This window comes from Tessaracoccus terricola, assembly GCF_054776555.1.
Genome location: NZ_BAAHBS010000005.1, coordinates 472223 through 490965 on the forward strand (window position 1 = coordinate 472223; position 18743 = coordinate 490965).

Sequence of the window (18743 nt, forward strand, 5' to 3'; positions counted from 1 at the left end):
AATATGCCACGCAGCCTTAAGAAGGGCCCCTTCGTTGACGACCACCTGCAGAAGAAGGTGGACGTCCAGAACGAAAAGGGCACCAAGAACGTGATCAAGACCTGGTCGCGCCGTTCGATGATCGTTCCGGACATGCTGGGTCACACCATTGCCGTGCATGACGGCCGCAAGCACATCCCGGTGTTCGTCACCGAGGCGATGATCGGCCACAAGCTGGGCGAGTTCGCCCCGACGCGTACCTTCCGGGGTCACGTGAAGGACGACAAGAAGGCCCGCCGCCGCTGAGGCCGGCAGAGAAGGAATTGATTTCACAATGAGCAACGAAAACGGCAACAGCCGTCGTCGCGACATCCTGCTGGGTGATCGTCCCGGATCCTTCGCCGTCGCGAAGCACGTCCGGATGAGCCCCACCAAGGTGCGCCGTGTCATCGACCTGGTCCGCGGAATGGACGTCGAAGAGGCGCTCACCGCGCTGAAGTTCGCGCCGCAGGCCGCTTCCGAGCCGGTCTACAAGGTGGTCGCCTCCGCCGTCGCCAACGCCGAGAACGCAGAGGACCTGCGCACCGAGGAGCTCTACATCTCCCAGGCGTTCGTCGATGAAGGTGTCACCCTCCGCCGCATCCGTCCCCGCGCCAAGGGGTCCGCGAGCCGCATCCTGAAGCGCGGTTCACACATCACTGTGGTCGTCGAGCCCCGTGAGACGAAGGGAGCCTGAGTTATGGGCCAGAAGATCAACCCGAACGGTTTCCGTCTCGGCATCACCACCGATCACACCACGCGTTGGTACTCGGAGAAGAAGTACGCCGAGTACGTGGAAGAGGACATCAAGATTCGTGAGTACCTCACGAAGAACCTCGAGCGCGCCGGCATCTCGTCGATCGAGATCGAGCGCCGCTCCGAGCGCGTCACCCTCTTCCTGCACGCTGCGCGACCGGGCATCGTCATCGGCCGCAACGGCGCCGAGGCGGAGCGCGTCCGCGGTGCGCTGGAGAAGATGACCGGCAAGCAGGTCCAGCTGAACATCCTCGAGGTCAAGAACACCGAGACCGATGCACAGCTGGTCGCCCAGGGCGTCGCCGAGCAGCTGGGTGCCCGCGTGGCATTCCGCCGTGCGATGCGCAAGGCGCAGCAGACCGCCATGCGTGCAGGTGCCCAGGGCATCCGCATCAAGTGCTCCGGTCGTCTCGGCGGTGCCGAGATGTCGCGCTCCGAGGGCTACCGCGAGGGACGTGTCCCGCTGCACACCCTGCGTGCTGACATCGACTACGGCTTCTACGAGGCCCGCACCACCTTCGGCCGCATCGGCGTGAAGGTGTGGATCTACAAGGGTGACGTCACCGGTACCCGCTCCGAGCGCGCTGCCCAGAAGGCTGCCCGCAACGCAGCCCCCGGTGGTCGTGGCGGACGTCCCGGCCGTCGCCCCGGCCGCGGCGAGGGCCGCGGTGACCGTCCTGAGCGCGGCGGACGCCGTCGCGCCGATGCAGCCCAGGCCCCGGCCGAGGCTGCACCCGCAAGCGAGAACGCAGGAGCCTGAGCATGCTGATTCCTCGTCGAGTTAAGTTCCGCAAGCAGCACCACCCCAAGCGCAACGGGATGGCCAAGGGCGGCACCAAGCTGACCTTCGGTGACTTCGGAATCCAGGCGCTCGAGTCCTCTTACCTGACCAACCGTCAGATCGAGTCGGCTCGTATCGCCATGACCCGCCACATGAAGCGTGGCGGCAAGGTCTGGATCAACGTGTACCCGGACCGCCCCCTCACCAAGAAGCCCGCCGAGACCCGCATGGGTTCCGGCAAGGGCTCGCCCGAGTGGTGGGTGGCCAACATCAAGCCCGGCCGTGTGCTGTTCGAGGTGTCCGGCGTCCCGGAGGACGTCGCCCGCGAGGCGCTGCGTCTGGCCATCCACAAGCTGCCGTTCAAGGCACGCTTCATCAAGCGCGAAGCAGGTGACATCTGATGCCCAAGTCATTGACTGCCCACGATCTGCGTGGCCTGTCGCGTGACCAGCTCAACGGCAAGGTCGTGGAGCTCAAGGAAGAACTGTTCGGTCTCCGATTCCAGGCTGCCACCGGCCAGCTGGAGTCGCACGGACGCCTCCGCGAGGTCCGCAAGGACATCGCGCGCATCTACACCGTGCTGCAGGAGCGCAACCTCGGCATTGTCGACGAGCCGGCTGTTGAGGAGAAGTGACCATGAGTGAAGAATCCACCACCGAGGCCACCACGGCTGAAGCCACCGAGCGGGGCCGCCGCAAGGTGCTCGCGGGCATCGTCGTCAGCGACAAGATGGACAAGACCATCGTCGTCGCCGTCGAGGATCGCGTGAAGCACCCGCTCTATGGGAAGGTCATGACCAAGACCACGCGGCTGAAGGCCCACGACGAGGAGAACACCGCCGGCATCGGCGACCGTGTCCGCGTCATGGAGACCCGTCCGCTGTCCGCCACGAAGCGTTGGCGTCTGGTCGAGGTCATCGAGCGCGCCAAGTGACGCACTCGTAGAACCGTACGAAGAGGGCCCCGGGAGAGATCCCGGGGCCCTCTTGTCATGCCGGGACGGCGACGACGGCCACCAGGTCCCGGTAGTGGCCATCCACGACGGGGCCGCCGCATGTGACCACCACCAGCCGATGCGGACCCGAAGTGGTGAACAGTTCCGGATGGTCGGCATCCCTGCGCAGCCGCTCCACGGCGGTCACCCGCCAGGTGGAGGTTGAGCCTGCGGGCGTGACGAGTTGGACCTCCTGCCCCGGCGTGGCCGCCGCCAACTCCCAGAGCGCGCCGCGTCTGCCGTCCCAGCTGACGTGTCCACTGACCAGTACCGTGCCGGCATCGTCGCCCGGCCGCGCGCCACCTCGCCACATTCCCACCCGGGTGGGGTCCGCCGGGATCTCGAGTTCGGAGCCCTCCACACCCACCTCCTGCAGCGGCGCGGAGATGCCGAGCGCGGCCAGCCGCAGCCTGGGCCCGTCGGGTTGCTGTTGCTCGGGCTCCGGCGCGGCCGAAGTCACCACCGGGGCCACCATCCCCGTGGGGCTGGTCACGGGAGGTGGGGCGGCGTCCGCCCGGGATGACTGGGTGGCGGCTTCGATGGAGACCAGCGGGCGCAGCTCGGCAGGGCTGCCGGGAGGGACCTCCGGGATGGGCCACAAGCCAGCGGCAAGGAGGCAGACCGCACAGGCCAGGGCGGCCGGCTGCCAAGCCGTGGTGAGCCACGAGTACAGGCGTGCCGCCCGGGAGGATGGCGCCTGCGGCAGGGCGCGCCGCGGGGCGGTCATGACGTGTGACGTCGTGTCACGATGCCACGCAGGATCGTGGTGCAACCCACGAGCAGCCCCAGGTGAACGAGGTGCCATCGGACCTCGCTGACCGGGGAGCCGGAGTTGATGCGTGGCGTCCCCGGTGTGGGTGGCCCTGACTGCGAAGGTGGGATGGCTACCGGGGGAGTCGGGCTGCTCGGTGGCTGACTCGCAGTCGGCGGTGGAGTCGAGGGCGGCGGAGTCGTGGCCGGTGGCGCGGTCACGGTGGTCGGGGGAGGCATCGTGGGTGGCGGGGCCGATGGGGGTGGCGTTGACGCCGGCGGCGTGGGCGTGGGCGGCGGGGCCTCCGATGGTGGAGCGGTGACGCGCACGCTCTGGGTCGGTAGTCCGGGCTCGTGCTCGACTTCGGCCACCACCCGGCCCAAATGGCTGACGCTCGCACGGGCGGAGGCGCTGTAGCAGCCGGGCTCCCCGAGGGCGGTCCCCAGGAGGCCGTCGCGCACGGCGCCGCTGAGCTCCAGGTCCTCGTACCGGGCCAGCACCGGGGCGTCGGTCCACTCGACCGCCTCGCAACTGGGACCCTGGGGGCCTTCGGCAGGTGCCACCGGTCCGAGGAGTTCACCCGAGACGTGCACCAGCAAGGGCTCGTCGGAGCCGGGGACCCCACGCCCGGGTAGCCCGCTGAGGTGCAGCGTGTCGGACACGAGGACGCCCGGTCGGGCTTCCCCTGCCACGACGAGTTCGGAACTGAGGACCGGTTCCACGACGATGCTGGTCTCCGGCAGCTGCGGCCAGGAGGGCGCGGGCGGGGGCACCACCGACTCGGCCTCGTGCAGTTCCTCTTGCCACGTGTAGTAGCCGGGTGCGGGGAACTCGAGTGCGGACGTGTGGACCTCCGCATTGCCGTCGCCGTCGTAGGTTCCCGAGAATCCCGCGCTGCCGACCTCGGGGGCCGAGGCAGGGGAGGACGCGTGGAGGTCCTCGAGCGAGGGGAACGGGCCGAAGAGCGTGCTGGAGCCCGAGAACGCCGCGCCGGGACGTCCGGCGGACAGGGTGACGATGTCGACAGCCTCCGAACCGGCCGTTGCCACCACGTCACGGGTGCGGGTGGTGACGGTGGGGTGCCAGGGTTCCAGCAGGACCTCGTCCTGCCACGAACGGGACTCGGGGGCGGGGGCCGCGATCATGCGCTGGATGGTCTTCTCCGCCGGGACGAAGAGTCGGGGGCGGGGGCCGGGCAGGCCGGAGACCTCCACGCCGAGCGTGCCGCTCACCGCCGCTTGGTCCGGGACGGGCAGCTGCACCCATGCCCTGGTGGTGCCCTCGGGGCCGGTGGACTTTGGGAAGGACGTGATTTCCATCGCGCCGGTGCTGGTCATGGTCACCGGTCGGTTGGGGACGGGATTGCCCGCGGCGGAGAGCACCCTGATGGCCAGCTCACCCGTGGCGTTGGTGGGGGAGGGGCGGCGGTTCCAGGTGACTTCCAGTGTGTAGGGGCCGGCAAGATCCGCGGCTTCTCGCTGCAGCCGCTCGAACTCACCGACGGTGCCGGGATGCGCCTGCGAGACCGCAGCCCAGCGCTCGGCCTCCTTCTTCTCCTGTGCCGTGCCGTCAAGGGTCCGGAGCCGTACGGCGTGTTCGACGGCGGCGCCGACGTCGGGGGAGGGGGTGGGCCCGGTCTCGTGCAGGATCCAGGCCAGCTCGGCGAGTTCGGCCACCAAGGTCTTGTTCGGCCCGTTGCCGTGCTCCCCGCGTGGTCCGCCCCAACCGGTCTGGCGGTGGAGCGTGTAGTTCGTGTACTCCGTCCATGCACTTGCCTCGCGGGGCGGCCCCGAGTTGAGGTCGATGCAGTAGGCGGTCACCTGCCCCAGCTTCTTGGCCCCGTACCAGTGCTCTGGGTGCGATCGCGTCGGCATCCGGTGGCCCGATCCGACGAGGTCGCCGTCCTGGGGCCTGGCGTCGGCCGCCCCCGGGAGCAGGGCCAGGCCGAGGACGAGTGCCACGACTGTGGCCAGCGGAGCCCTCCAGTCGAGTCTCATCGGCCCACCGCCTCCCGCACCTCCGGCATGCGCCAGAGCTGGACCAACCGGGAACCACAAGACGGGCACTGGGCCACGCTGCGGCGGTCCTCGCCGTGCATCATGCTGAAGCTGGAGGTGGAGGTGGTGCAGTTGCTGCAGTCGAGCACCTCGCCCTGCCAGGCGCGGACCCGGAGCCGGCGGGCCACGGCACCGGCGACCAGGCACGGGTCCTCCTCGACGTCGGACCAGCTGAGGACCAGGGGCGCGTCCGGGTCGTCCGGCAACTCGCCCCTGGACCAGCGGTGCAGGGGCTGCAGGCCGCGGTGGGGGAGGGAGCCGTCGATGCGCACGTTGACGTCGACGCCGAACAACGCGGCTGCCAGGAGGTGGTCCTTCCCGTCGGGGAGAGGACGCCAGTCGAGCAGGGGCAGGCCATGGGCGAGCGTCACGTCACGATTGAACCTCGTCTCGAACACGCTGCGTCCCTCGGCGCGGCTTGCCGTGCACAGTTCCAGGAACCGTTCCCGGTCACTGAGCCTGAGGGAGCGCCCCGCGAGTTTCTGGGCCAGCGCCCGGTCGAAGCTCGGCGTTAGCAGGAGCCTCCCGTAGGCCTCGTTGACGGCGGTCGTGGATTGTTTCTCCTCGGGCTGGCCCGTGTGGAAGCGCCACGGCCCGCGATCCTTGAGGTTTCGTGTGCCGCAGAACACGTCCACCACCTCCGGCTCCGGTCCCTTCCCCAGCACCCAGGCGGCGGCGTCGAGCCCGAGCGTGGCACCCCGGCCGGCCAGTTGCAGCCCAGCCCAGACACGTCCGGCCGCGTCGAGTTCCTCCTCGAGGCTGTAGAGGCCTTGGTGAACGCGATGGCACTCGCCGGCGCGGATGGCTGCGGCGTACTGGTGCAGCCCGAAGCGGCGGGCTGCGTGGCTGGTGAAGACACCTCCCCTCAGGCGGGCGTGGTCGACGAGTGGAGCTGGCAGGAACTCGAATTCAGTCATACCCAGACTCTGGTTGCGGGGAACCCCGACCCGTCACGAGTGCCCCCGGCCTGTGGAGAACTCGGTCGATTCCCGCTGCCGAACCAGCGTCACTTCCACGATTTCATCGCTCAGGGGTGGGTGATGTACGCTTGTCAAGTTGTCTTGGGTCTGTGCCCGGGTACTCGCGTGCTCGGGGACCTTTCCCGGACCGCGGAACCCCGTACCTCAGGTTCGGGGCGCCTCCTGGCAAAATCCAGGGGGTTCATCACAAGTTCCGACACAGGCCCCGCACGGGAACCAGTCGGACAGAGGAGAAACAATGATCCAGCAGGAGTCGCGACTGAAGGTCGCCGACAACACTGGTGCGAAGGAGATCCTTTGCATCCGTGTGCTCGGTGGCACGAAGCGTCGTTACGCCTACGTCGGTGACACCATTGTCGCCACGGTCAAGGACGCAATCCCCGGCGGAAACGTCAAGAAGGGCGAAATCGTCAAGGCTGTCGTAGTGCGCACCAGCAAGGAACGTCGCCGCGCCGACGGTTCCTACATCAAGTTCGATGAGAACGCAGCCGTCCTTCTCAACACCAGCGGCGAGCCCCGCGGTACGCGCATCTTCGGCCCCGTGGCCCGTGAGCTGCGCGAGCGGAAGTTCATGCGCATCATTTCCCTGGCACCCGAGGTGATCTGACAATGGCATCCCTGCACGTGAAGAAGGGTGACCGCGTCAAGGTCATCTCTGGCAAGGACAAGGGTGTCGTCGGCGAGATCATCGCCGTGCACCCCGAGGACCAGCGTGTCGTCGTCGAGGGCGTGAACATCGTCAAGCGTCACCGCCGTGAGTCCCAGGGCGCCGGCGGCCGTCGCATCGAGGGTGGCATCATCTCGTCCGAGGCCCCCATCCACGTCTCCAACGTCCAGCTCGTCACCAAGGTGGACGGCAAGGAAGTTGTGACCCGCGTGGGCTACGAGCGCGTCGAGGTCATGAAGAAGCGCGCCGACGGAACCGAGTACAAGGCGTTCCGCAGCAAGCGCATCGCCCGCAAGACCGGGAAGGAGATCTGATGAGCACCGAGACCATCGAGGCCACGCAGACCCCCAGCACCACCGAGATCCCCCGCCTCAAGAAGAGGTACCGCGAGGAGATCGCCAAGGCGCTGAACGAAGAGTTCAACTACGGCAACGTCATGGAGATCCCCGGTCTGGTCAAGATCGTGGTGAACATGGGTGTCGGCGACGCTGCTCGCGACTCCAAGATCATCGACGGCGCCATCCGCGACCTGACGGCCATCACCGGCCAGAAGCCCGCTGTCACCAAGGCACGCAAGTCCATCGCGCAGTTCAAGCTGCGTGAGGGCCAGCCGATCGGGTGCCACGTCACCCTCCGTGGTGACCGCATGTGGGAGTTCGCCGACCGCCTGCTGACCCTGGCCCTGCCCCGCATCCGCGACTTCCGCGGGCTCAACGGGCGCCAGTTCGACGGCAACGGCAACTACACCTTCGGTCTGAGCGAGCAGGTCATGTTCCTCGAGATCGACCAGGACAAGATCGACCGCGTCCGTGGCATGGACATCACGTTCGTCACCACCGCGACCAACGACGAGGAGGGCCGTGCGCTGCTGAAGCACCTCGGATTCCCCTTCAAGGCTGTGGACGATCCCAAGAAGGCCCGCGCCAAGCGCGGACCCGCGTACTACGCCAAGAAGAAGAAGTGAGCTGACGCATGGCAAAGACAGGACTCAAGGTCAAGCAGGCCCGTACGCCCAAGTTCGGCGTGCGCGCATACACCCGCTGCAAGCGCTGCGGTCGTCCCAAGTCGGTTTACCGCAAGTTCGGCCTGTGCCGGATCTGCCTTCGCGACCTGGCCCACGCTGGCGAGCTTCCCGGCGTCACCAAGTCGTCCTGGTGAGGATCGACCCCACTACAAGATTTCCAACGCGCCAGGTCCGCACAATCCACGGAAACCGGTGTGAGAAAGAAGTTCAACAGCCATGACAATGACTGATCCGATCGCAGACATGCTCACGCGTGTCCGCAACGCAAATCAGGCCTACCTCGACTCGACGACCATGCCGTCGTCGAAGATCAAGGTCGGCATCGCAGAAATCCTGAAGGCGGAGGGCTACATCTCCAACTTCGAACTCGACGAGGTCGAGGGTCAGGTGGGCAAGGTCCTCAAGGTCACCCTCAAGTACGGGGACTCGCGTGAGCGCTCCATCGCGGGCCTCAAGCGAATCAGCAAGCCCGGCCTGCGTGTCTACGCCAAGGCCAACGCCCTGCCGAAGGTGCTCGGTGGCCTCGGTGTCGCCATCATCTCCACCTCGCAGGGTCTGCTGACCGACAAGCAGGCGAACGCCAAGTCCGTGGGCGGCGAAGTGCTCGCCTACGTCTGGTGACCGGCCGGAACTGAAAAGGAGAATCGAAAATGTCACGAATTGGCAGGCTCCCGATCACCGTTCCCGCCGGTGTCGAGGTGAAGCTTGACGGCCGCAACGTCGACGTGAAGGGCCCCAAGGGCAACCTTCAGCTGACGATTGCTGAGCCGCTCACCATTGAAAAGAACGAGACTGGCGAGATCCAGGTCTCCCGTCCCAACGACGAGCGCGAGAGCCGCTCGCTGCACGGCCTGACCCGCACGCTGGTCCACAACATGGTCGTCGGTGTCACCGAGGGCTACGAGCGCAAGCTCGAGATCGTCGGTGTCGGTTACCGTGTCATCGCCAAGGGGCCCAAGCAGCTCGAGTTCGCGCTCGGCTTCTCCCACCCCGTGGTGATCGATGCGCCCGAGGGGATCACGTTCACCGTCGAGACGCCCACCAAGTTCTCGGTGAGCGGTGTCGACAAGCAGCTCGTCGGTGAGACGGCTGCGAACATCCGCAAGCTCCGCAAGCCCGAGCCCTACAAGGGCAAGGGTGTCCGCTACGCGGGCGAGCACGTCCGCCGCAAGGCCGGAAAGGCTGGTAAGTAATGGCTATCTCGCTGGGACAGCGCAAGGGCCTGGCCCCAAAGACTGCTTCTCGGGCCCGCCGCCAGCTGCGTGGACGCAAGCGCATCCACGGATCCGCCGAGCGTCCTCGTCTGGTCGTCACGCGCTCCGCGCGTCACCTGTTCGTGCAGGTCATCGACGACGTCGAGGGCAAGACGCTCGCGTCGGCATCGACGATGGAGGCCGACCTCCGCGGCCTGGCCGCGGACAAGTCCGACAAGGCCCGCAAGGTCGGCGAACTGATCGCCGAGCGTGCGAAGCAGGCCGGTGTCGAGACCGTCGTCTTCGACCGTGCAGGCAACAAGTACCACGGCCGCATCGCCGCGCTCGCTGACGCAGCGCGCGAAGCCGGTCTCGGATTCTGACAATCGACGAAAGGTAAGGGAACACGATGAGTGAAACCCAGCAGCGCGGCTCCGGCCGTGGCAGCGGTGAGCGTCGTGGCCGTGACGATCGTCGTGGCCAGGCTCCCAGGGACAACAAGGACCAGTACATCGAGCGCGTGGTTGCCATCAACCGCGTCGCCAAGGTCGTGCAGGGTGGACGTCGCTTCAGCTTCACCGCCCTCGTGGTGGTCGGCGACGGTGAAGGCACCGTCGGCGTCGGCTACGGCAAGGCCAAGGAAGTGCCCGCGGCGATCTCCAAGGGTGTCGAGGAGGCGAAGAAGAACTTCTTCCGCGTCCCGATGATCCAGAAGACGATCCCGCACTGGGTCCAGGGTGAGAAGGCCGGCGGCGTCGTGCTGCTGCGCCCCGCCTCGCCCGGTACCGGTGTGATCGCAGGCGGCTCGGCCCGTGCGGTGCTCGAGTGCGCCGGCGTGCACGACGTGCTGTCCAAGTCCCTCGGGTCCGCGAACGCGATCAACGTCGTCCACGCGACGGTCAACGCGCTCCAGCAGCTCGAAGAGCCCGAAGCGGTCGCCAAGCGCCGCGGGCTCCCCGTGGAGGATGTCGCCCCGGCGGCCATGCTCCGCGCCCGTAAGGAGGTGGCCAGCTGATGGCCGAACTCAAGATCACCCAGACGAAGTCCGGTGTGGGCAGCAAGCAGAACCAGAAGGACACGCTGCGCTCCCTCGGCCTCAAGCGCGTCGGTGACTCGGTGGTCCGCGAGGACCAGCCCGTCGTCGCCGGCATGCTGAGGACCGTCGCCCACCTCGTTTCCGTGGAAGAGGTCAAGTAATCATGGCGCTCAAGCTTCACCACCTGCGCCCTGCCCCCGGAGCCAAGACCGACAAGACTCGCGTCGGTCGCGGTGAGGGTGGCCACAGGGGCAAGACCGCCGGTCGCGGCACGAAGGGCACGGGGGCCCGCAAGAACGTCCCCGCGAGCTTCGAGGGCGGCCAGATGCCGATGCACATGCGGATCCCGAAGCTCAAGGGCTTCAAGAACCCGTTCCGCGTCGAGTACCAGGTCGTCAACGTCGCGCGCCTCGCGGAGCTCTTCCCCAAGGGTGGCACCGTGACGGTCGAGGACCTCGTCGAGGCCGGCGCCGTTCGTGACGGCTCGCTCGTCAAGGTGCTCGGCAACGGGGACATCGACGTCGCGATCAACGTGAGCGCGCACGCGTTCTCCGCGTCCGCCAAGGACAAGCTCGAGAAGGCCGGCGGCTCGATCACCGAGCTCTGAGCCCTCCGGGACTCCAGCAAGACGCAAAGCCGGAAGTGGCCGATGCCCCAGGGTGTCGGCCACTTTCCGTGTCCGGGCGGTGATCACCGGTTTCACCCGGCGGTCGCTGCTTGATAGGCTGCCTTGGTTGCCTGCCGTCGGCAGCCACGAATGACGTACCTGTAAATGAAAGTGGGGCCGGATGCTCTCCGCCTTCGCCAACGCGTTCAAGACGCCGGAGCTGCGCAAGAAGATCTTCTTCACGCTCGGGATCATCGCGCTGTTCCGCCTTGGATCGACCGTTCCGTCGCCCAACGTGAACATCACACGGATCGACCAGTGCATCGCGCTGGCCGGCCAGAGTGATGCCGCCGGGCTCTACTCCATGATCAACCTGTTCTCAGGCGGGGCACTGTTGCAGTTGACGGTCTTCGCGCTGGGCATCATGCCCTACATCACCGCGTCGATCATCCTCCAGCTCCTCGTGGTCGTCATCCCGCGCCTGGAGACCCTCAAGAAGGAGGGTGCCGCAGGCACGCAGAAGATCACCCAGTACACCCGCTACCTGACGGTGGTCCTCGCGGTGCTCAACTCGACGGCATTCGTCACGCTCGCGCGCACCGGCCAGCTGTTCCCGGGCTGCGACGGCATCCTGTACTCGCAGGACATCTTCCCGCTCGTCGTCATGGTCATGGTCATGACCGCCGGTACCGTCGTCATCATGTGGCTCGGCGAGCTCATCACCGACCGCGGCATCGGCAACGGCATGTCCCTGATGATCTTCACCCAGATCGCAGCCAGCTTCCCCGCCGGCATGTGGAGCATCAAGCAGGCCAACCCCGGCGCCACCGGCTGGTTCCTGTTCTTCCTCGTGCTCGCCATCGGCCTCCTGGTGATGCTGGGCATCGTGTTCATGGAGCAGGGCCAGCGTCGCATCCCCGTGCAGTACGCCAAGCGGATGGTGGGCCAGCGCCTCGTCGGCGGCTCCACCACCTACATCCCGCTGAAGGTCAACCAGGCGGGCGTCATCCCCGTCATCTTCGCCTCCTCGATCCTGTACCTGCCGGTGCTGTACTCCACCTTCCGTCCGGAGAGCACCATCGGGCAGTGGATCGCCGTCAACTTCACCACCAGCAGCACCTGGTACTCGGTGGCCATGTTCGTACTGATCATCGCGTTCACGTACTTCTACGTCTCGATCACCTTCAACCCCGAAGAGGTCTCGGACAACATGAAGAAGTACGGCGGCTTCATCCCCGGCGTCCGCGCCGGGAAGCCGACCGAGCGCTACCTGTCCTACGTGCTCAGCCGCCTGACCGCGCCCGGCTCGCTGTACCTCGCCGTCATCGCGCTGGTGCCCACCGTCGCGTTCATGTCGATGGGTGCCGCGGAGAACTTCCCGTTCGGTGGCGTGTCCATCCTGATCATCGTCGGTGTCGCCCTTGACACGGTCAAGCGCATCGAGAGCCAGCTCCAGCAGCGGAACTACGAGGGCTTCCTGCGATGAGGCTCCTCATCATGGGAGCTCCCGGTGCGGGCAAGGGCACCCAGGCCACTGCCCTCGCCGACCGGTACGGCGTCCCGGCGATCTCGACGGGTGACATCTTCCGCGCCAACATCAAGGGCCAGACCCCGCTCGGCCTGAAGGTCAAGGCCATCATCGACGCGGGGGAGTATGTCCCCGACGAGGTGACCGAGGACATCGTGGCCAGCCGGCTGGCCGAGCCGGACTGCGCCGAGGGGTTCCTGCTCGACGGGTTCCCCCGAACCATGCACCAGGTGCACTTCCTCGACAAGTACCTCGCCGACAAGGGCCAGCAGATCGACGCCGTCGTCTCGCTCGTGGTCGAGCCGGAGGTGCTCGTCGGGCGCCTGCTGGAGCGCGCCAACATCGAGGGCCGTGCCGATGACAACGAGGACACCATCCGTCGCCGGATGGAGGTCTACGCCGGCCAGACCGCACCCCTGCTGTTCCACTACGAGAAGCTGGGCGTGCTGGTCGACGTCGAGGGCACCGGTACCGTCGACGAGGTCCGGGAGCGCATGCTCGCGGCGGTCGAGGCCCGTGGGGAGCAGGACTTCCCCTTCGCAACGGAGGACTGACCGGGTGGCCACCATCCAGGTGAAGTCCACCGACGAACTCCTTAAGATGCGCCGAGCGGGCCTCGTCGTGGCAGAGGGCCTGCAGGCGATGCAGGATGCCGCGACCGTGGGCATGACCACCGCCGAACTGGACGCCGTCGGCCGTGAGGTGCTGAAGCGGGCGGGCGCGAGCTCGAACTTCCTGGGCTACGGTGCCGAGTACGGCACGCCGTTCAACGGTGTGGCCTGCATCTCCGTCAACGAGGAACTGGTCCACGGCATGCCCGGCAGCCGGGTCCTGGCCGAGGGCGACGTCGTCTCGGTGGACTTCGGTGCGGTGGTGGAGGGCTGGCACGGCGACGCGGCACGGACCTTCGTGCTGGGGGCCGGCTCCGCGGAGGACAACACGCTGATCGAGGTGACCCGCGGCTCGATGTGGGCCGGGATCGCCGCGACGCGCGCCGGTGGGCGCGTCAATGACGTCTCGCGGGCGATTGAGGACTTCGTGCTGGCGCAGCCCCGGCGCTACGGCACCCTGCGCGAGTACACCGGGCACGGGATCGGGACCGAGATGCACATGGAGCCCGACGTCCCCAACTACGCCCGGCGCCGACCCACCCCCAGACTGACCGTCGGCATGACGATCTGCATCGAGCCGATGCTCACGCTCGGCCTGCACCAGACCTCCATCTGCGAGGACGACTGGACCGTGGTGAGCCGGGACGGCTCCCGCGGCGCCCACTGGGAACACACCGTCGCCATCACGCCCAAGGGGCTGTGGGTGCTGACCGCTCCCGACGGCGGCGAGGCTGAACTGGTGAGCCGCGGGGTCGAGTTCGGACCCCTCGGGGACTGACCCTCGGGGTGGGCCGCCCACTGACCTAGAATTGGACCCATGACCAACCTCCCTCCGTCCTCGAAGTACCTGCAACGGCCGGCCGAGCCCGTCGAGGACCAGGAGCGGGAGTCGATCACCCAGCGGTTGTCCGACGCCTACGCCGACGGTCGGATCTCACAGGACGACTACATGTCCTCACTCGACGTGGTCTACGCGGCGCAGAACCTCGGGGAACTGGTGCCCGTGGTGGAGAAGCTGCCCGCCGCCGCGGACAACACGCCTGCCATCGTGAACGCCGGCTCGGCCCCCGCCGGCCAGGTCACCCCGTCCCGCAACGTGCTGGTCCCGACGCTGATGGCGGTCGGTGGCGTCGTCGTGCTCGTGTTCGTGCTGGCCGTGCTCGCGATGCTGATCTTCTGAGGCCGTGGAGAACGACGTGAACGAGCCCCGCAGCCCGGCGACGCCGCCCAGGGCAGACGCCCCGCGGCAGCTCGGCCGACAGCGGGCCGGGTGGGTGTTCGCCGGCACCCCCCGCGAGGCCGGCGATCCTCAGGGACCGCCCGCCTCACAGCCGCAGCCCGAAGTCTACCGGCCGGCGGCACCACCACCGGCCAGCCCCTCCCGGACCGTACCGGCTGCCTTCGTGCCGGCCGTGGAGGCTCCCGGCAGGCGCAGTGGGCGCGGTGCCCGGGTGCTGGCCGCGGGGATGGCCGTGGTCCTGGTGATGGCGATGATCGCCTTCGGCATCACGGGCATGGGGGGCCAGGGACACGAGGTGGTGCCCGACGAGGGCGTCACGATCGCCCCGACCCCGACGTCGAACCAGGCCACCTCCAGGTCACAGCAGCCGGGGGAGCGGGAACCCGGCCCGGGGCCCGAGCCCGAGGAGGACGACGCCCCGGTGGATCCCGGGGACCGGGACTGGGTGCTGCCGGAGCGCACCTGGGAGCAGCTGCCGCAACTGGAGCCCTCCGACGAGTTCTGGGTCCACCTGCAGACCGCGGACGTCTACGGCCAGAACCCGGTCACGCTCCTCGACTGCCCCGAACCGGCCACCGTGCAGACCGAGAGCGACTACCGCAGCACGGTGCGCGCGCAGTGGTCCTGCGTGCACGCCGCGTGGGTGCCGGTGTTCGAGGCGATGGGCTGGTCCACGGTGGAACCGGCGGTGGAGTTCTACCCGGGCAAGGGGTCCAAGAGTGAGTGCGGCTACCTCGAGGCGCCGGCCTTCTACTGCTCGGCCGGTGACGGCACCGCCTACTTCGGCGGGGACCATTTCGTGATGGCGCAGAAGTGGGACCTGTCGGTAAACGAGATGGTGAACCACGAGTACGGCCACCACATCCAGAGCCTCGCCGGCCTGACGTCGGCGAAGCAGCAGGTGGTCGGCACCGATGACGTGGAACGCCGCTCCGAACTGCAGGCCACGTGCTGGTCGGCGATGATGACCTACAACAACCGGACCTTCGAGTTCGGCCAGCAGGATTACGACAGCTGGCAGGAGCGGCTGGAGACCATGCTGGTGGACGGGGTGCACGGGAGCCGGGAGTCGTTGCGCTACTGGGGCACCAGGGGCCTGTACGCGGAGACGTTGAACGACTGCAACACCTGGGCCGTGGAGTCGGAGCACGTCTCCTGATCCCCTCTGGCGGCACACTTGCACCAGTCCCGATGACTTCGCACGCCTGAGAGGAAGCCCGAGTGAGCCACCCCCATGGACCCTGGCCCGCCCCGGGGCGAGGCGTCCCGCAGGGACCGGGCCTTCCCCAGCAGGGTTTCGGGCCTCCGCCCGGCAACTTCCAGAACTCCTCGTTCGGCTTCCACCACCAGGTCGGGCAGCCCCCGCAGGGCAACGTGGCGCGGGGCGGGTACCTCCCCATGGCCCAGCAGCGCGGGCCACAGGGCTGGCGCCCACCGTCGGGTGCCTACGGTGCCGCCGGCCGACGGCGAGGGGGCGGCTCCGGGCTGCTGCTCGGGTGCGGGATCGCGGCGGCGCTCCTGGTAGCGGTTCCGGTGCTGTTGTTCGTGATCGTCGGCGCCTTCGCGTTCGATCCCGGCCCCGGCGTCACCGCCGCCACCACCACCGCCCCCGAACCGACCCCGTCCGAGCCGGAGCCGCGGCCGACGACTCCCGAGCCGGAGCCCGAACCCGGTCGGACGACCCCGCCCCCACCGGAACCTGACCCCGAACCGACGACGTTCCAGCTCCCACCGCGCGACTTCGGGGAACTGCCGCCACCGCACTCGAACGACCCGGCGTGGGTAACGGTGCAGCAGACCAAGTTCTACACGGCGAGGTTCCCCGTCTCGCAGGAATGCCCGGAACCGGCCACGATGGCAGACATGGCCACCATGCAGACCTACACGACGGCCCAGCTGGCGTGCGTGCAGGCGGCGTGGGACCCGGTACTGGCCGCGCTCGGCTACTCCACCCACGACATCCCGCACCACTACTACTCCGGGTCGAAGGTCACCTCGCCCTGCGGCACCAGCACCGCACCGGCCTACTACTGCTCGGCCAACGGGGGAGCCATCTACTTCGGCGAGGACCTCCTGCGGGACACGGCCCGTGACCCGATCTGGGCCAAGGTCCTGGTGGGCCACGAGTACGGGCACCACCTGCAGGCACTGAGCGGGGTCTTCAACGTGTTCAACGACATCCCCGGCGGCGACGAGGTGTGGCGGCGCCTCGAGATCCAGGCTACGTGCTACTCGATGGGGATGCTCCGCAAGGACCGCTCCCACGTGCTGGACCAGGAGTCCTTCAACCACGTCGAGCGTCACCTGCGCAGTTACCTGGACGACGGGATCCACGGCAGTGAGGAATCCCTGGCGTACTGGGGGATGCGCGGCTTCTACGGAGACCACGCGGCCGAGTGCAACACCTGGGTGGTGGGCTCCGACTGGGTCCGCTAGCGCGAAGCGGTCACGCGACGGTACCGATGCCGGGGTTCCACAACCGGATGCGACGCTGCGTGATCAGGCGCTGCTTCCAGAACGGGTCCTCGTCGAGCAACTGCTCGACCTCGGCGTCGCTCTCCGCCCGGACCAGCAGCAGCGCACCCGGCTCGTCGCTGTTCTGGTAAGCGCCCGCAACCACGAGCGGCGAGGGCAGCAGCGCCCGGAGGAACTCGCGGTGGGCCGGGCGGTGCTCGTCCAGACCGGCGGAATCGGTGGTGTAGGAGTACTCGACTGCGTACAGGTTCATGCGTCGAAACTACCCAAGATTTTGGATAGCCCCGCTGTGAGCGTAAAATGTGCGGGACGGGCTGGAACTCTTCTGGCCGGGATGCCCTGGACAGCACCGGGGTCCGAGAGAAGATTGAGAGCATATGGCGAAGAAAGAAGGAGCCCTCGAGCTTGAGGGCACCGTGGTCGAGGCACTGCCGAACGCGATGTTCCGCGTCGAGCTCGCCAACGGCCACAAGGTCCTGACCACGATCAGCGGCAAGATGCGGCAGCACTACATCCGGATCCTGCCGGCCGACCGCGTGGTCGTGGAGCTTTCCCCCTACGACCTGACCCGGGGACGCATCGTCTACCGTCACAAGTGACGTCGCAGTCCGCCACGAGAACGCCCGGCAGCCGCCGGGCGTTTCGCATTCCCCGGGATTTGGGGAAGCGGGTGGTTGTGGCGTAAAGTTGCCGGTCGGTCCAAGATCCGGCCAAAGCGTCGCGCCTGCGCTTCGCGGCATCCGGTGGAGTGGGCCGAGTTCATCCACCACTGATTGGGGTCCCCGGACCCTCATCGCCGATTGAAAAGGTTGCTCGAATGAAGGTTCAGCCGAGCGTCAAGAAGATCTGCGACAAGTGCAAGGTCATCCGCCGGCACGGTCGTGTGATGGTGATCTGCGAGAACCCTCGCCACAAGCAGCGCCAGGGCTGAGCCCAGCGCTCTTCGGTTCTCGACAGAACATCGCGGAACGGGCCCAGCCCACCCGCCAAGACAACTCAACACAAACCACGTGAACGCAAGGGTCCGGCTCCTCACGGAGTGGGCTCCCACCCCCGGACGAAGGCCGGGGCCCCGTCGGAGGACAGTCTCCTCCGCAAGGCAAGCGGGGAAGCTTCACGCCACACACCTTCGCGGTCCACAGACCGGCCTCCCATGCGGGGCCAGGACCGAAACCAATGAAAGGTAACCGCCTGATGGCACGCCTCGCTGGTGTTGACCTCCCGCGCGAAAAGCGTCTGGAAGTCGCACTCACCTACATCTTCGGCGTCGGACGCACCCGCGCCGCCGAAACCCTCGCCGCCACTGGAATCAGTGGCGACCTCCGTGTCCACGAGCTCAACGACGACCAGCTCGTCGCCCTCCGTGACCACATTGAAGGCAACTACGAAATCGAAGGTGACCTTCGTCGTAGCGTCGCTGCCGACATCCGCCGCAAGGTCGAGATCGGCAACTACCAGGGCCGTCGTCACCGCAGCGGTCTGCCCGTTCGTGGCCAGCGCACCCGCACCAACGCCCGCACCCGCAAGGGCAAGAAGAAGGCAGTTGCCGGCAAGAAGAAGGCACGCTGACCCCCGGGTGAGCTGAAACAGGACACAGGAGAAACCAAGACTTATGGCTACTGCAAGCCGCAAGGCATCCGCCGCCAAGACGAAGGTGCGCCGCAAGGAGAAGAAGAACGTCCTCGCGGGCCAGGCTCACATCAAGAGCACCTTCAACAACACCATCATCTCGATCTCGGACCCCAACGGCGCCGTGATCGCATGGGCCTCCGCCGGCACCGTCGGCTTCAAGGGCTCGCGCAAGTCGACGCCGTTCGCCGCCCAGATGGCCGCCGAGGCCGCTGGCCGTCGTGCCATGGAGCACGGCATGAAGCGCGTCGACGTATTCGTCAAGGGTCCCGGCTCGGGCCGTGAGACCGCGATCCGCTCGCTCGGCGCCGTCGGCCTCGAGGTCGGAGCGATCTCCGACGTGACGCCGGTGCCGCACAACGGCTGCCGCCCGCCCAAGCGCCGTCGCGTCTGATCC

General features: G+C 67.5%; 30 protein-coding genes. 26 read left to right on the plus strand and 4 right to left on the minus strand.

Annotated features, from left to right (window positions below):
* Positions 1-3: 3 nt before the first annotated feature.
* The 6 genes from rpsS to rpsQ are packed head-to-tail and all read left to right on the plus strand — an operon-like array spanning position 4 to position 2488.
* Positions 4-285 carry a 30S ribosomal protein S19 gene (gene rpsS, locus ACYU7G_RS11995; protein ID WP_227735233.1) on the plus strand — a complete coding sequence of 94 codons (282 nt, stop codon included), beginning with the start codon at positions 4-6 and terminating at the stop codon, positions 283-285.
* A 28-nt stretch (positions 286-313) separates the two neighbouring features.
* Positions 314-715, plus strand: coding sequence for a 50S ribosomal protein L22 (gene rplV, locus ACYU7G_RS12000; RefSeq protein WP_461108105.1), 402 nt, complete (start codon positions 314-316; stop codon positions 713-715).
* A 3-nt stretch (positions 716-718) separates the two neighbouring features.
* Positions 719-1534 carry a 30S ribosomal protein S3 gene (rpsC, locus tag ACYU7G_RS12005; protein ID WP_461108107.1) on the plus strand — a complete coding sequence of 272 codons (816 nt, stop codon included), beginning with the start codon at positions 719-721 and terminating at the stop codon, positions 1532-1534.
* 2 nt (positions 1535-1536) lie between these two features.
* The gene (rplP, locus tag ACYU7G_RS12010; protein ID WP_461108109.1) at positions 1537-1956 is read left to right on the plus strand and encodes a 50S ribosomal protein L16; all 420 of its coding nucleotides are present in this window, start codon (positions 1537-1539) and stop codon (positions 1954-1956) included.
* Complete coding sequence (rpmC, locus tag ACYU7G_RS12015) at positions 1956-2189, plus strand: 50S ribosomal protein L29 (protein WP_143936997.1); 234 nt, start codon at positions 1956-1958, stop codon at positions 2187-2189. The genes rplP and rpmC overlap by 1 nt, the downstream gene beginning before the upstream one ends.
* Positions 2190-2191: 2 nt before the next feature.
* Positions 2192-2488: a 30S ribosomal protein S17 gene (gene rpsQ, locus ACYU7G_RS12020; RefSeq protein WP_461108111.1), complete on the plus strand. Its 297-nt coding sequence runs from the start codon at positions 2192-2194 to the stop codon at positions 2486-2488.
* Positions 2489-2543: 55 nt separating this feature from the next.
* Here the strand turns inward: rpsQ and ACYU7G_RS12025 are convergent, their stop codons facing one another.
* Genes ACYU7G_RS12025 through ACYU7G_RS12035 form a run of 3 tightly spaced genes read right to left on the minus strand, consistent with a single transcriptional unit; the run spans position 2544 to position 6273 of the window.
* Positions 2544-3275, minus strand: a complete 732-nt coding sequence (locus ACYU7G_RS12025; RefSeq protein ID WP_461108113.1) for a class F sortase — start codon at positions 3273-3275, stop codon at positions 2544-2546.
* Positions 3272-5296, minus strand: coding sequence for a hypothetical protein (locus ACYU7G_RS12030; RefSeq protein WP_461108115.1), 2025 nt, complete (start codon positions 5294-5296; stop codon positions 3272-3274). Before ACYU7G_RS12030 ends, ACYU7G_RS12025 begins: the two co-directional genes overlap by 4 nt.
* Positions 5293-6273, minus strand: a complete 981-nt coding sequence (locus ACYU7G_RS12035; RefSeq protein ID WP_461108117.1) for a hypothetical protein — start codon at positions 6271-6273, stop codon at positions 5293-5295. Before ACYU7G_RS12035 ends, ACYU7G_RS12030 begins: the two co-directional genes overlap by 4 nt.
* 301 nt (positions 6274-6574) lie before the next feature.
* Between ACYU7G_RS12035 and rplN the strand changes: the two genes are divergently transcribed.
* The 16 genes from rplN (at position 6575) to ACYU7G_RS12115 (ending at position 16678) form a co-directional block, all read left to right on the plus strand.
* Positions 6575-6943, plus strand: a complete 369-nt coding sequence (rplN, locus tag ACYU7G_RS12040) for a 50S ribosomal protein L14 (protein WP_461108119.1) — start codon at positions 6575-6577, stop codon at positions 6941-6943.
* 2 nt (positions 6944-6945) lie between these two features.
* The gene (gene rplX / locus ACYU7G_RS12045; protein ID WP_461108121.1) at positions 6946-7317 is read left to right on the plus strand and encodes a 50S ribosomal protein L24; all 372 of its coding nucleotides are present in this window, start codon (positions 6946-6948) and stop codon (positions 7315-7317) included.
* On the plus strand, positions 7317-7967 hold the full coding sequence (gene rplE / locus ACYU7G_RS12050; protein WP_461108123.1) for a 50S ribosomal protein L5: 651 nt from the start codon (positions 7317-7319) through the stop codon (positions 7965-7967). The genes rplX and rplE overlap by 1 nt, the downstream gene beginning before the upstream one ends.
* 8 nt (positions 7968-7975) lie before the next feature.
* Positions 7976-8161 (plus strand): type Z 30S ribosomal protein S14, encoded by a 186-nt coding sequence (locus ACYU7G_RS12055; RefSeq protein ID WP_461108125.1) that lies wholly within the window; start codon positions 7976-7978, stop codon positions 8159-8161.
* A gap of 82 nt (positions 8162-8243) precedes the next feature.
* On the plus strand, positions 8244-8648 hold the full coding sequence (gene rpsH / locus ACYU7G_RS12060) for a 30S ribosomal protein S8 (protein ID WP_143936988.1): 405 nt from the start codon (positions 8244-8246) through the stop codon (positions 8646-8648).
* 29 nt (positions 8649-8677) lie between these two features.
* Entirely contained in the window at positions 8678-9220 is a 543-nt protein-coding gene (gene rplF / locus ACYU7G_RS12065) for a 50S ribosomal protein L6 (protein ID WP_461108128.1), read from the plus strand.
* Positions 9220-9603, plus strand: coding sequence for a 50S ribosomal protein L18 (gene rplR, locus ACYU7G_RS12070; protein ID WP_461108129.1), 384 nt, complete (start codon positions 9220-9222; stop codon positions 9601-9603). Before rplF ends, rplR begins: the two co-directional genes overlap by 1 nt.
* 26 nt (positions 9604-9629) lie before the next feature.
* Positions 9630-10235 (plus strand): 30S ribosomal protein S5, encoded by a 606-nt coding sequence (rpsE, locus tag ACYU7G_RS12075; protein ID WP_461108130.1) that lies wholly within the window; start codon positions 9630-9632, stop codon positions 10233-10235.
* Positions 10235-10417: a 50S ribosomal protein L30 gene (gene rpmD / locus ACYU7G_RS12080; RefSeq protein ID WP_461108131.1), complete on the plus strand. Its 183-nt coding sequence runs from the start codon at positions 10235-10237 to the stop codon at positions 10415-10417. The genes rpsE and rpmD overlap by 1 nt, the downstream gene beginning before the upstream one ends.
* A 2-nt stretch (positions 10418-10419) precedes the next feature.
* Entirely contained in the window at positions 10420-10863 is a 444-nt protein-coding gene (rplO, locus tag ACYU7G_RS12085; RefSeq protein WP_461108133.1) for a 50S ribosomal protein L15, read from the plus strand.
* 181 nt (positions 10864-11044) lie between these two features.
* Complete coding sequence (gene secY, locus ACYU7G_RS12090) at positions 11045-12349, plus strand: preprotein translocase subunit SecY (protein WP_461108135.1); 1305 nt, start codon at positions 11045-11047, stop codon at positions 12347-12349.
* Positions 12346-12945, plus strand: coding sequence for an adenylate kinase (locus tag ACYU7G_RS12095; RefSeq protein ID WP_461108137.1), 600 nt, complete (start codon positions 12346-12348; stop codon positions 12943-12945). The genes secY and ACYU7G_RS12095 overlap by 4 nt, the downstream gene beginning before the upstream one ends.
* Before the next feature lie 4 nt (positions 12946-12949).
* Positions 12950-13780: a type I methionyl aminopeptidase gene (map, locus tag ACYU7G_RS12100; protein ID WP_461108139.1), complete on the plus strand. Its 831-nt coding sequence runs from the start codon at positions 12950-12952 to the stop codon at positions 13778-13780.
* Positions 13781-13819: 39 nt separating this feature from the next.
* Entirely contained in the window at positions 13820-14182 is a 363-nt protein-coding gene (locus tag ACYU7G_RS12105) for a DUF1707 SHOCT-like domain-containing protein (protein WP_461108141.1), read from the plus strand.
* A gap of 4 nt (positions 14183-14186) precedes the next feature.
* The gene (locus ACYU7G_RS12110) at positions 14187-15401 is read left to right on the plus strand and encodes a neutral zinc metallopeptidase (protein ID WP_461108143.1); all 1215 of its coding nucleotides are present in this window, start codon (positions 14187-14189) and stop codon (positions 15399-15401) included.
* A 62-nt stretch (positions 15402-15463) separates the two neighbouring features.
* Positions 15464-16678, plus strand: coding sequence for a neutral zinc metallopeptidase (locus ACYU7G_RS12115; protein ID WP_461108145.1), 1215 nt, complete (start codon positions 15464-15466; stop codon positions 16676-16678).
* 10 nt (positions 16679-16688) lie between these two features.
* Here the strand turns inward: ACYU7G_RS12115 and ACYU7G_RS12120 are convergent, their stop codons facing one another.
* Positions 16689-16970: a YciI family protein gene (locus tag ACYU7G_RS12120; protein ID WP_461108147.1), complete on the minus strand. Its 282-nt coding sequence runs from the start codon at positions 16968-16970 to the stop codon at positions 16689-16691.
* A gap of 124 nt (positions 16971-17094) precedes the next feature.
* Here ACYU7G_RS12120 and infA point away from each other — a divergent pair, with 124 nt between their 5' ends.
* The 4 genes from infA to rpsK all read left to right on the plus strand — a co-directional run bounded on the left by infA (position 17095) and on the right by rpsK (position 18740).
* Positions 17095-17316 carry a translation initiation factor IF-1 gene (gene infA / locus ACYU7G_RS12125; protein ID WP_068749455.1) on the plus strand — a complete coding sequence of 74 codons (222 nt, stop codon included), beginning with the start codon at positions 17095-17097 and terminating at the stop codon, positions 17314-17316.
* 218 nt (positions 17317-17534) lie between these two features.
* Positions 17535-17648: a 50S ribosomal protein L36 gene (gene rpmJ / locus ACYU7G_RS12130; RefSeq protein ID WP_020575560.1), complete on the plus strand. Its 114-nt coding sequence runs from the start codon at positions 17535-17537 to the stop codon at positions 17646-17648.
* A 263-nt stretch (positions 17649-17911) separates the two neighbouring features.
* Positions 17912-18286, plus strand: coding sequence for a 30S ribosomal protein S13 (gene rpsM, locus ACYU7G_RS12135; RefSeq protein WP_143936976.1), 375 nt, complete (start codon positions 17912-17914; stop codon positions 18284-18286).
* Between the two features lie 43 nt (positions 18287-18329).
* Complete coding sequence (gene rpsK, locus ACYU7G_RS12140) at positions 18330-18740, plus strand: 30S ribosomal protein S11 (RefSeq protein WP_461108150.1); 411 nt, start codon at positions 18330-18332, stop codon at positions 18738-18740.
* Positions 18741-18743 lie beyond the last annotated feature (3 nt).

Bases quoted from the DNA above. Each gene is read 5' to 3' on its own strand.
- rpsS (WP_227735233.1), top strand. From the start codon at position 4: ATGCCACGCAGCCTTAAGAAGGGCCCCTTCGTTGACGACCACCTGCAG.
- rplV (WP_461108105.1), top strand. From the start codon at position 314: ATGAGCAACGAAAACGGCAACAGCCGTCGTCGCGACATCCTGCTGGGT.
- rpsC (WP_461108107.1), top strand. From the start codon at position 719: ATGGGCCAGAAGATCAACCCGAACGGTTTCCGTCTCGGCATCACCACC.
- rplP (WP_461108109.1), top strand. From the start codon at position 1,537: ATGCTGATTCCTCGTCGAGTTAAGTTCCGCAAGCAGCACCACCCCAAG.
- rpmC (WP_143936997.1), top strand. From the start codon at position 1,956: ATGCCCAAGTCATTGACTGCCCACGATCTGCGTGGCCTGTCGCGTGAC.
- rpsQ (WP_461108111.1), top strand. From the start codon at position 2,192: ATGAGTGAAGAATCCACCACCGAGGCCACCACGGCTGAAGCCACCGAG.
- ACYU7G_RS12025 (WP_461108113.1), bottom strand. From the start codon at position 3,275: ATGACCGCCCCGCGGCGCGCCCTGCCGCAGGCGCCATCCTCCCGGGCG.
- ACYU7G_RS12030 (WP_461108115.1), bottom strand. From the start codon at position 5,296: ATGAGACTCGACTGGAGGGCTCCGCTGGCCACAGTCGTGGCACTCGTC.
- ACYU7G_RS12035 (WP_461108117.1), bottom strand. From the start codon at position 6,273: ATGACTGAATTCGAGTTCCTGCCAGCTCCACTCGTCGACCACGCCCGC.
- rplN (WP_461108119.1), top strand. From the start codon at position 6,575: ATGATCCAGCAGGAGTCGCGACTGAAGGTCGCCGACAACACTGGTGCG.
- rplX (WP_461108121.1), top strand. From the start codon at position 6,946: ATGGCATCCCTGCACGTGAAGAAGGGTGACCGCGTCAAGGTCATCTCT.
- rplE (WP_461108123.1), top strand. From the start codon at position 7,317: ATGAGCACCGAGACCATCGAGGCCACGCAGACCCCCAGCACCACCGAG.
- ACYU7G_RS12055 (WP_461108125.1), top strand. From the start codon at position 7,976: ATGGCAAAGACAGGACTCAAGGTCAAGCAGGCCCGTACGCCCAAGTTC.
- rpsH (WP_143936988.1), top strand. From the start codon at position 8,244: ATGACAATGACTGATCCGATCGCAGACATGCTCACGCGTGTCCGCAAC.
- rplF (WP_461108128.1), top strand. From the start codon at position 8,678: ATGTCACGAATTGGCAGGCTCCCGATCACCGTTCCCGCCGGTGTCGAG.
- rplR (WP_461108129.1), top strand. From the start codon at position 9,220: ATGGCTATCTCGCTGGGACAGCGCAAGGGCCTGGCCCCAAAGACTGCT.
- rpsE (WP_461108130.1), top strand. From the start codon at position 9,630: ATGAGTGAAACCCAGCAGCGCGGCTCCGGCCGTGGCAGCGGTGAGCGT.
- rpmD (WP_461108131.1), top strand. From the start codon at position 10,235: ATGGCCGAACTCAAGATCACCCAGACGAAGTCCGGTGTGGGCAGCAAG.
- rplO (WP_461108133.1), top strand. From the start codon at position 10,420: ATGGCGCTCAAGCTTCACCACCTGCGCCCTGCCCCCGGAGCCAAGACC.
- secY (WP_461108135.1), top strand. From the start codon at position 11,045: ATGCTCTCCGCCTTCGCCAACGCGTTCAAGACGCCGGAGCTGCGCAAG.
- ACYU7G_RS12095 (WP_461108137.1), top strand. From the start codon at position 12,346: ATGAGGCTCCTCATCATGGGAGCTCCCGGTGCGGGCAAGGGCACCCAG.
- ACYU7G_RS12105 (WP_461108141.1), top strand. From the start codon at position 13,820: ATGACCAACCTCCCTCCGTCCTCGAAGTACCTGCAACGGCCGGCCGAG.
- ACYU7G_RS12120 (WP_461108147.1), bottom strand. From the start codon at position 16,970: ATGAACCTGTACGCAGTCGAGTACTCCTACACCACCGATTCCGCCGGT.
- infA (WP_068749455.1), top strand. From the start codon at position 17,095: ATGGCGAAGAAAGAAGGAGCCCTCGAGCTTGAGGGCACCGTGGTCGAG.
- rpmJ (WP_020575560.1), top strand. From the start codon at position 17,535: ATGAAGGTTCAGCCGAGCGTCAAGAAGATCTGCGACAAGTGCAAGGTC.
- rpsM (WP_143936976.1), top strand. From the start codon at position 17,912: ATGGCACGCCTCGCTGGTGTTGACCTCCCGCGCGAAAAGCGTCTGGAA.
- rpsK (WP_461108150.1), top strand. From the start codon at position 18,330: ATGGCTACTGCAAGCCGCAAGGCATCCGCCGCCAAGACGAAGGTGCGC.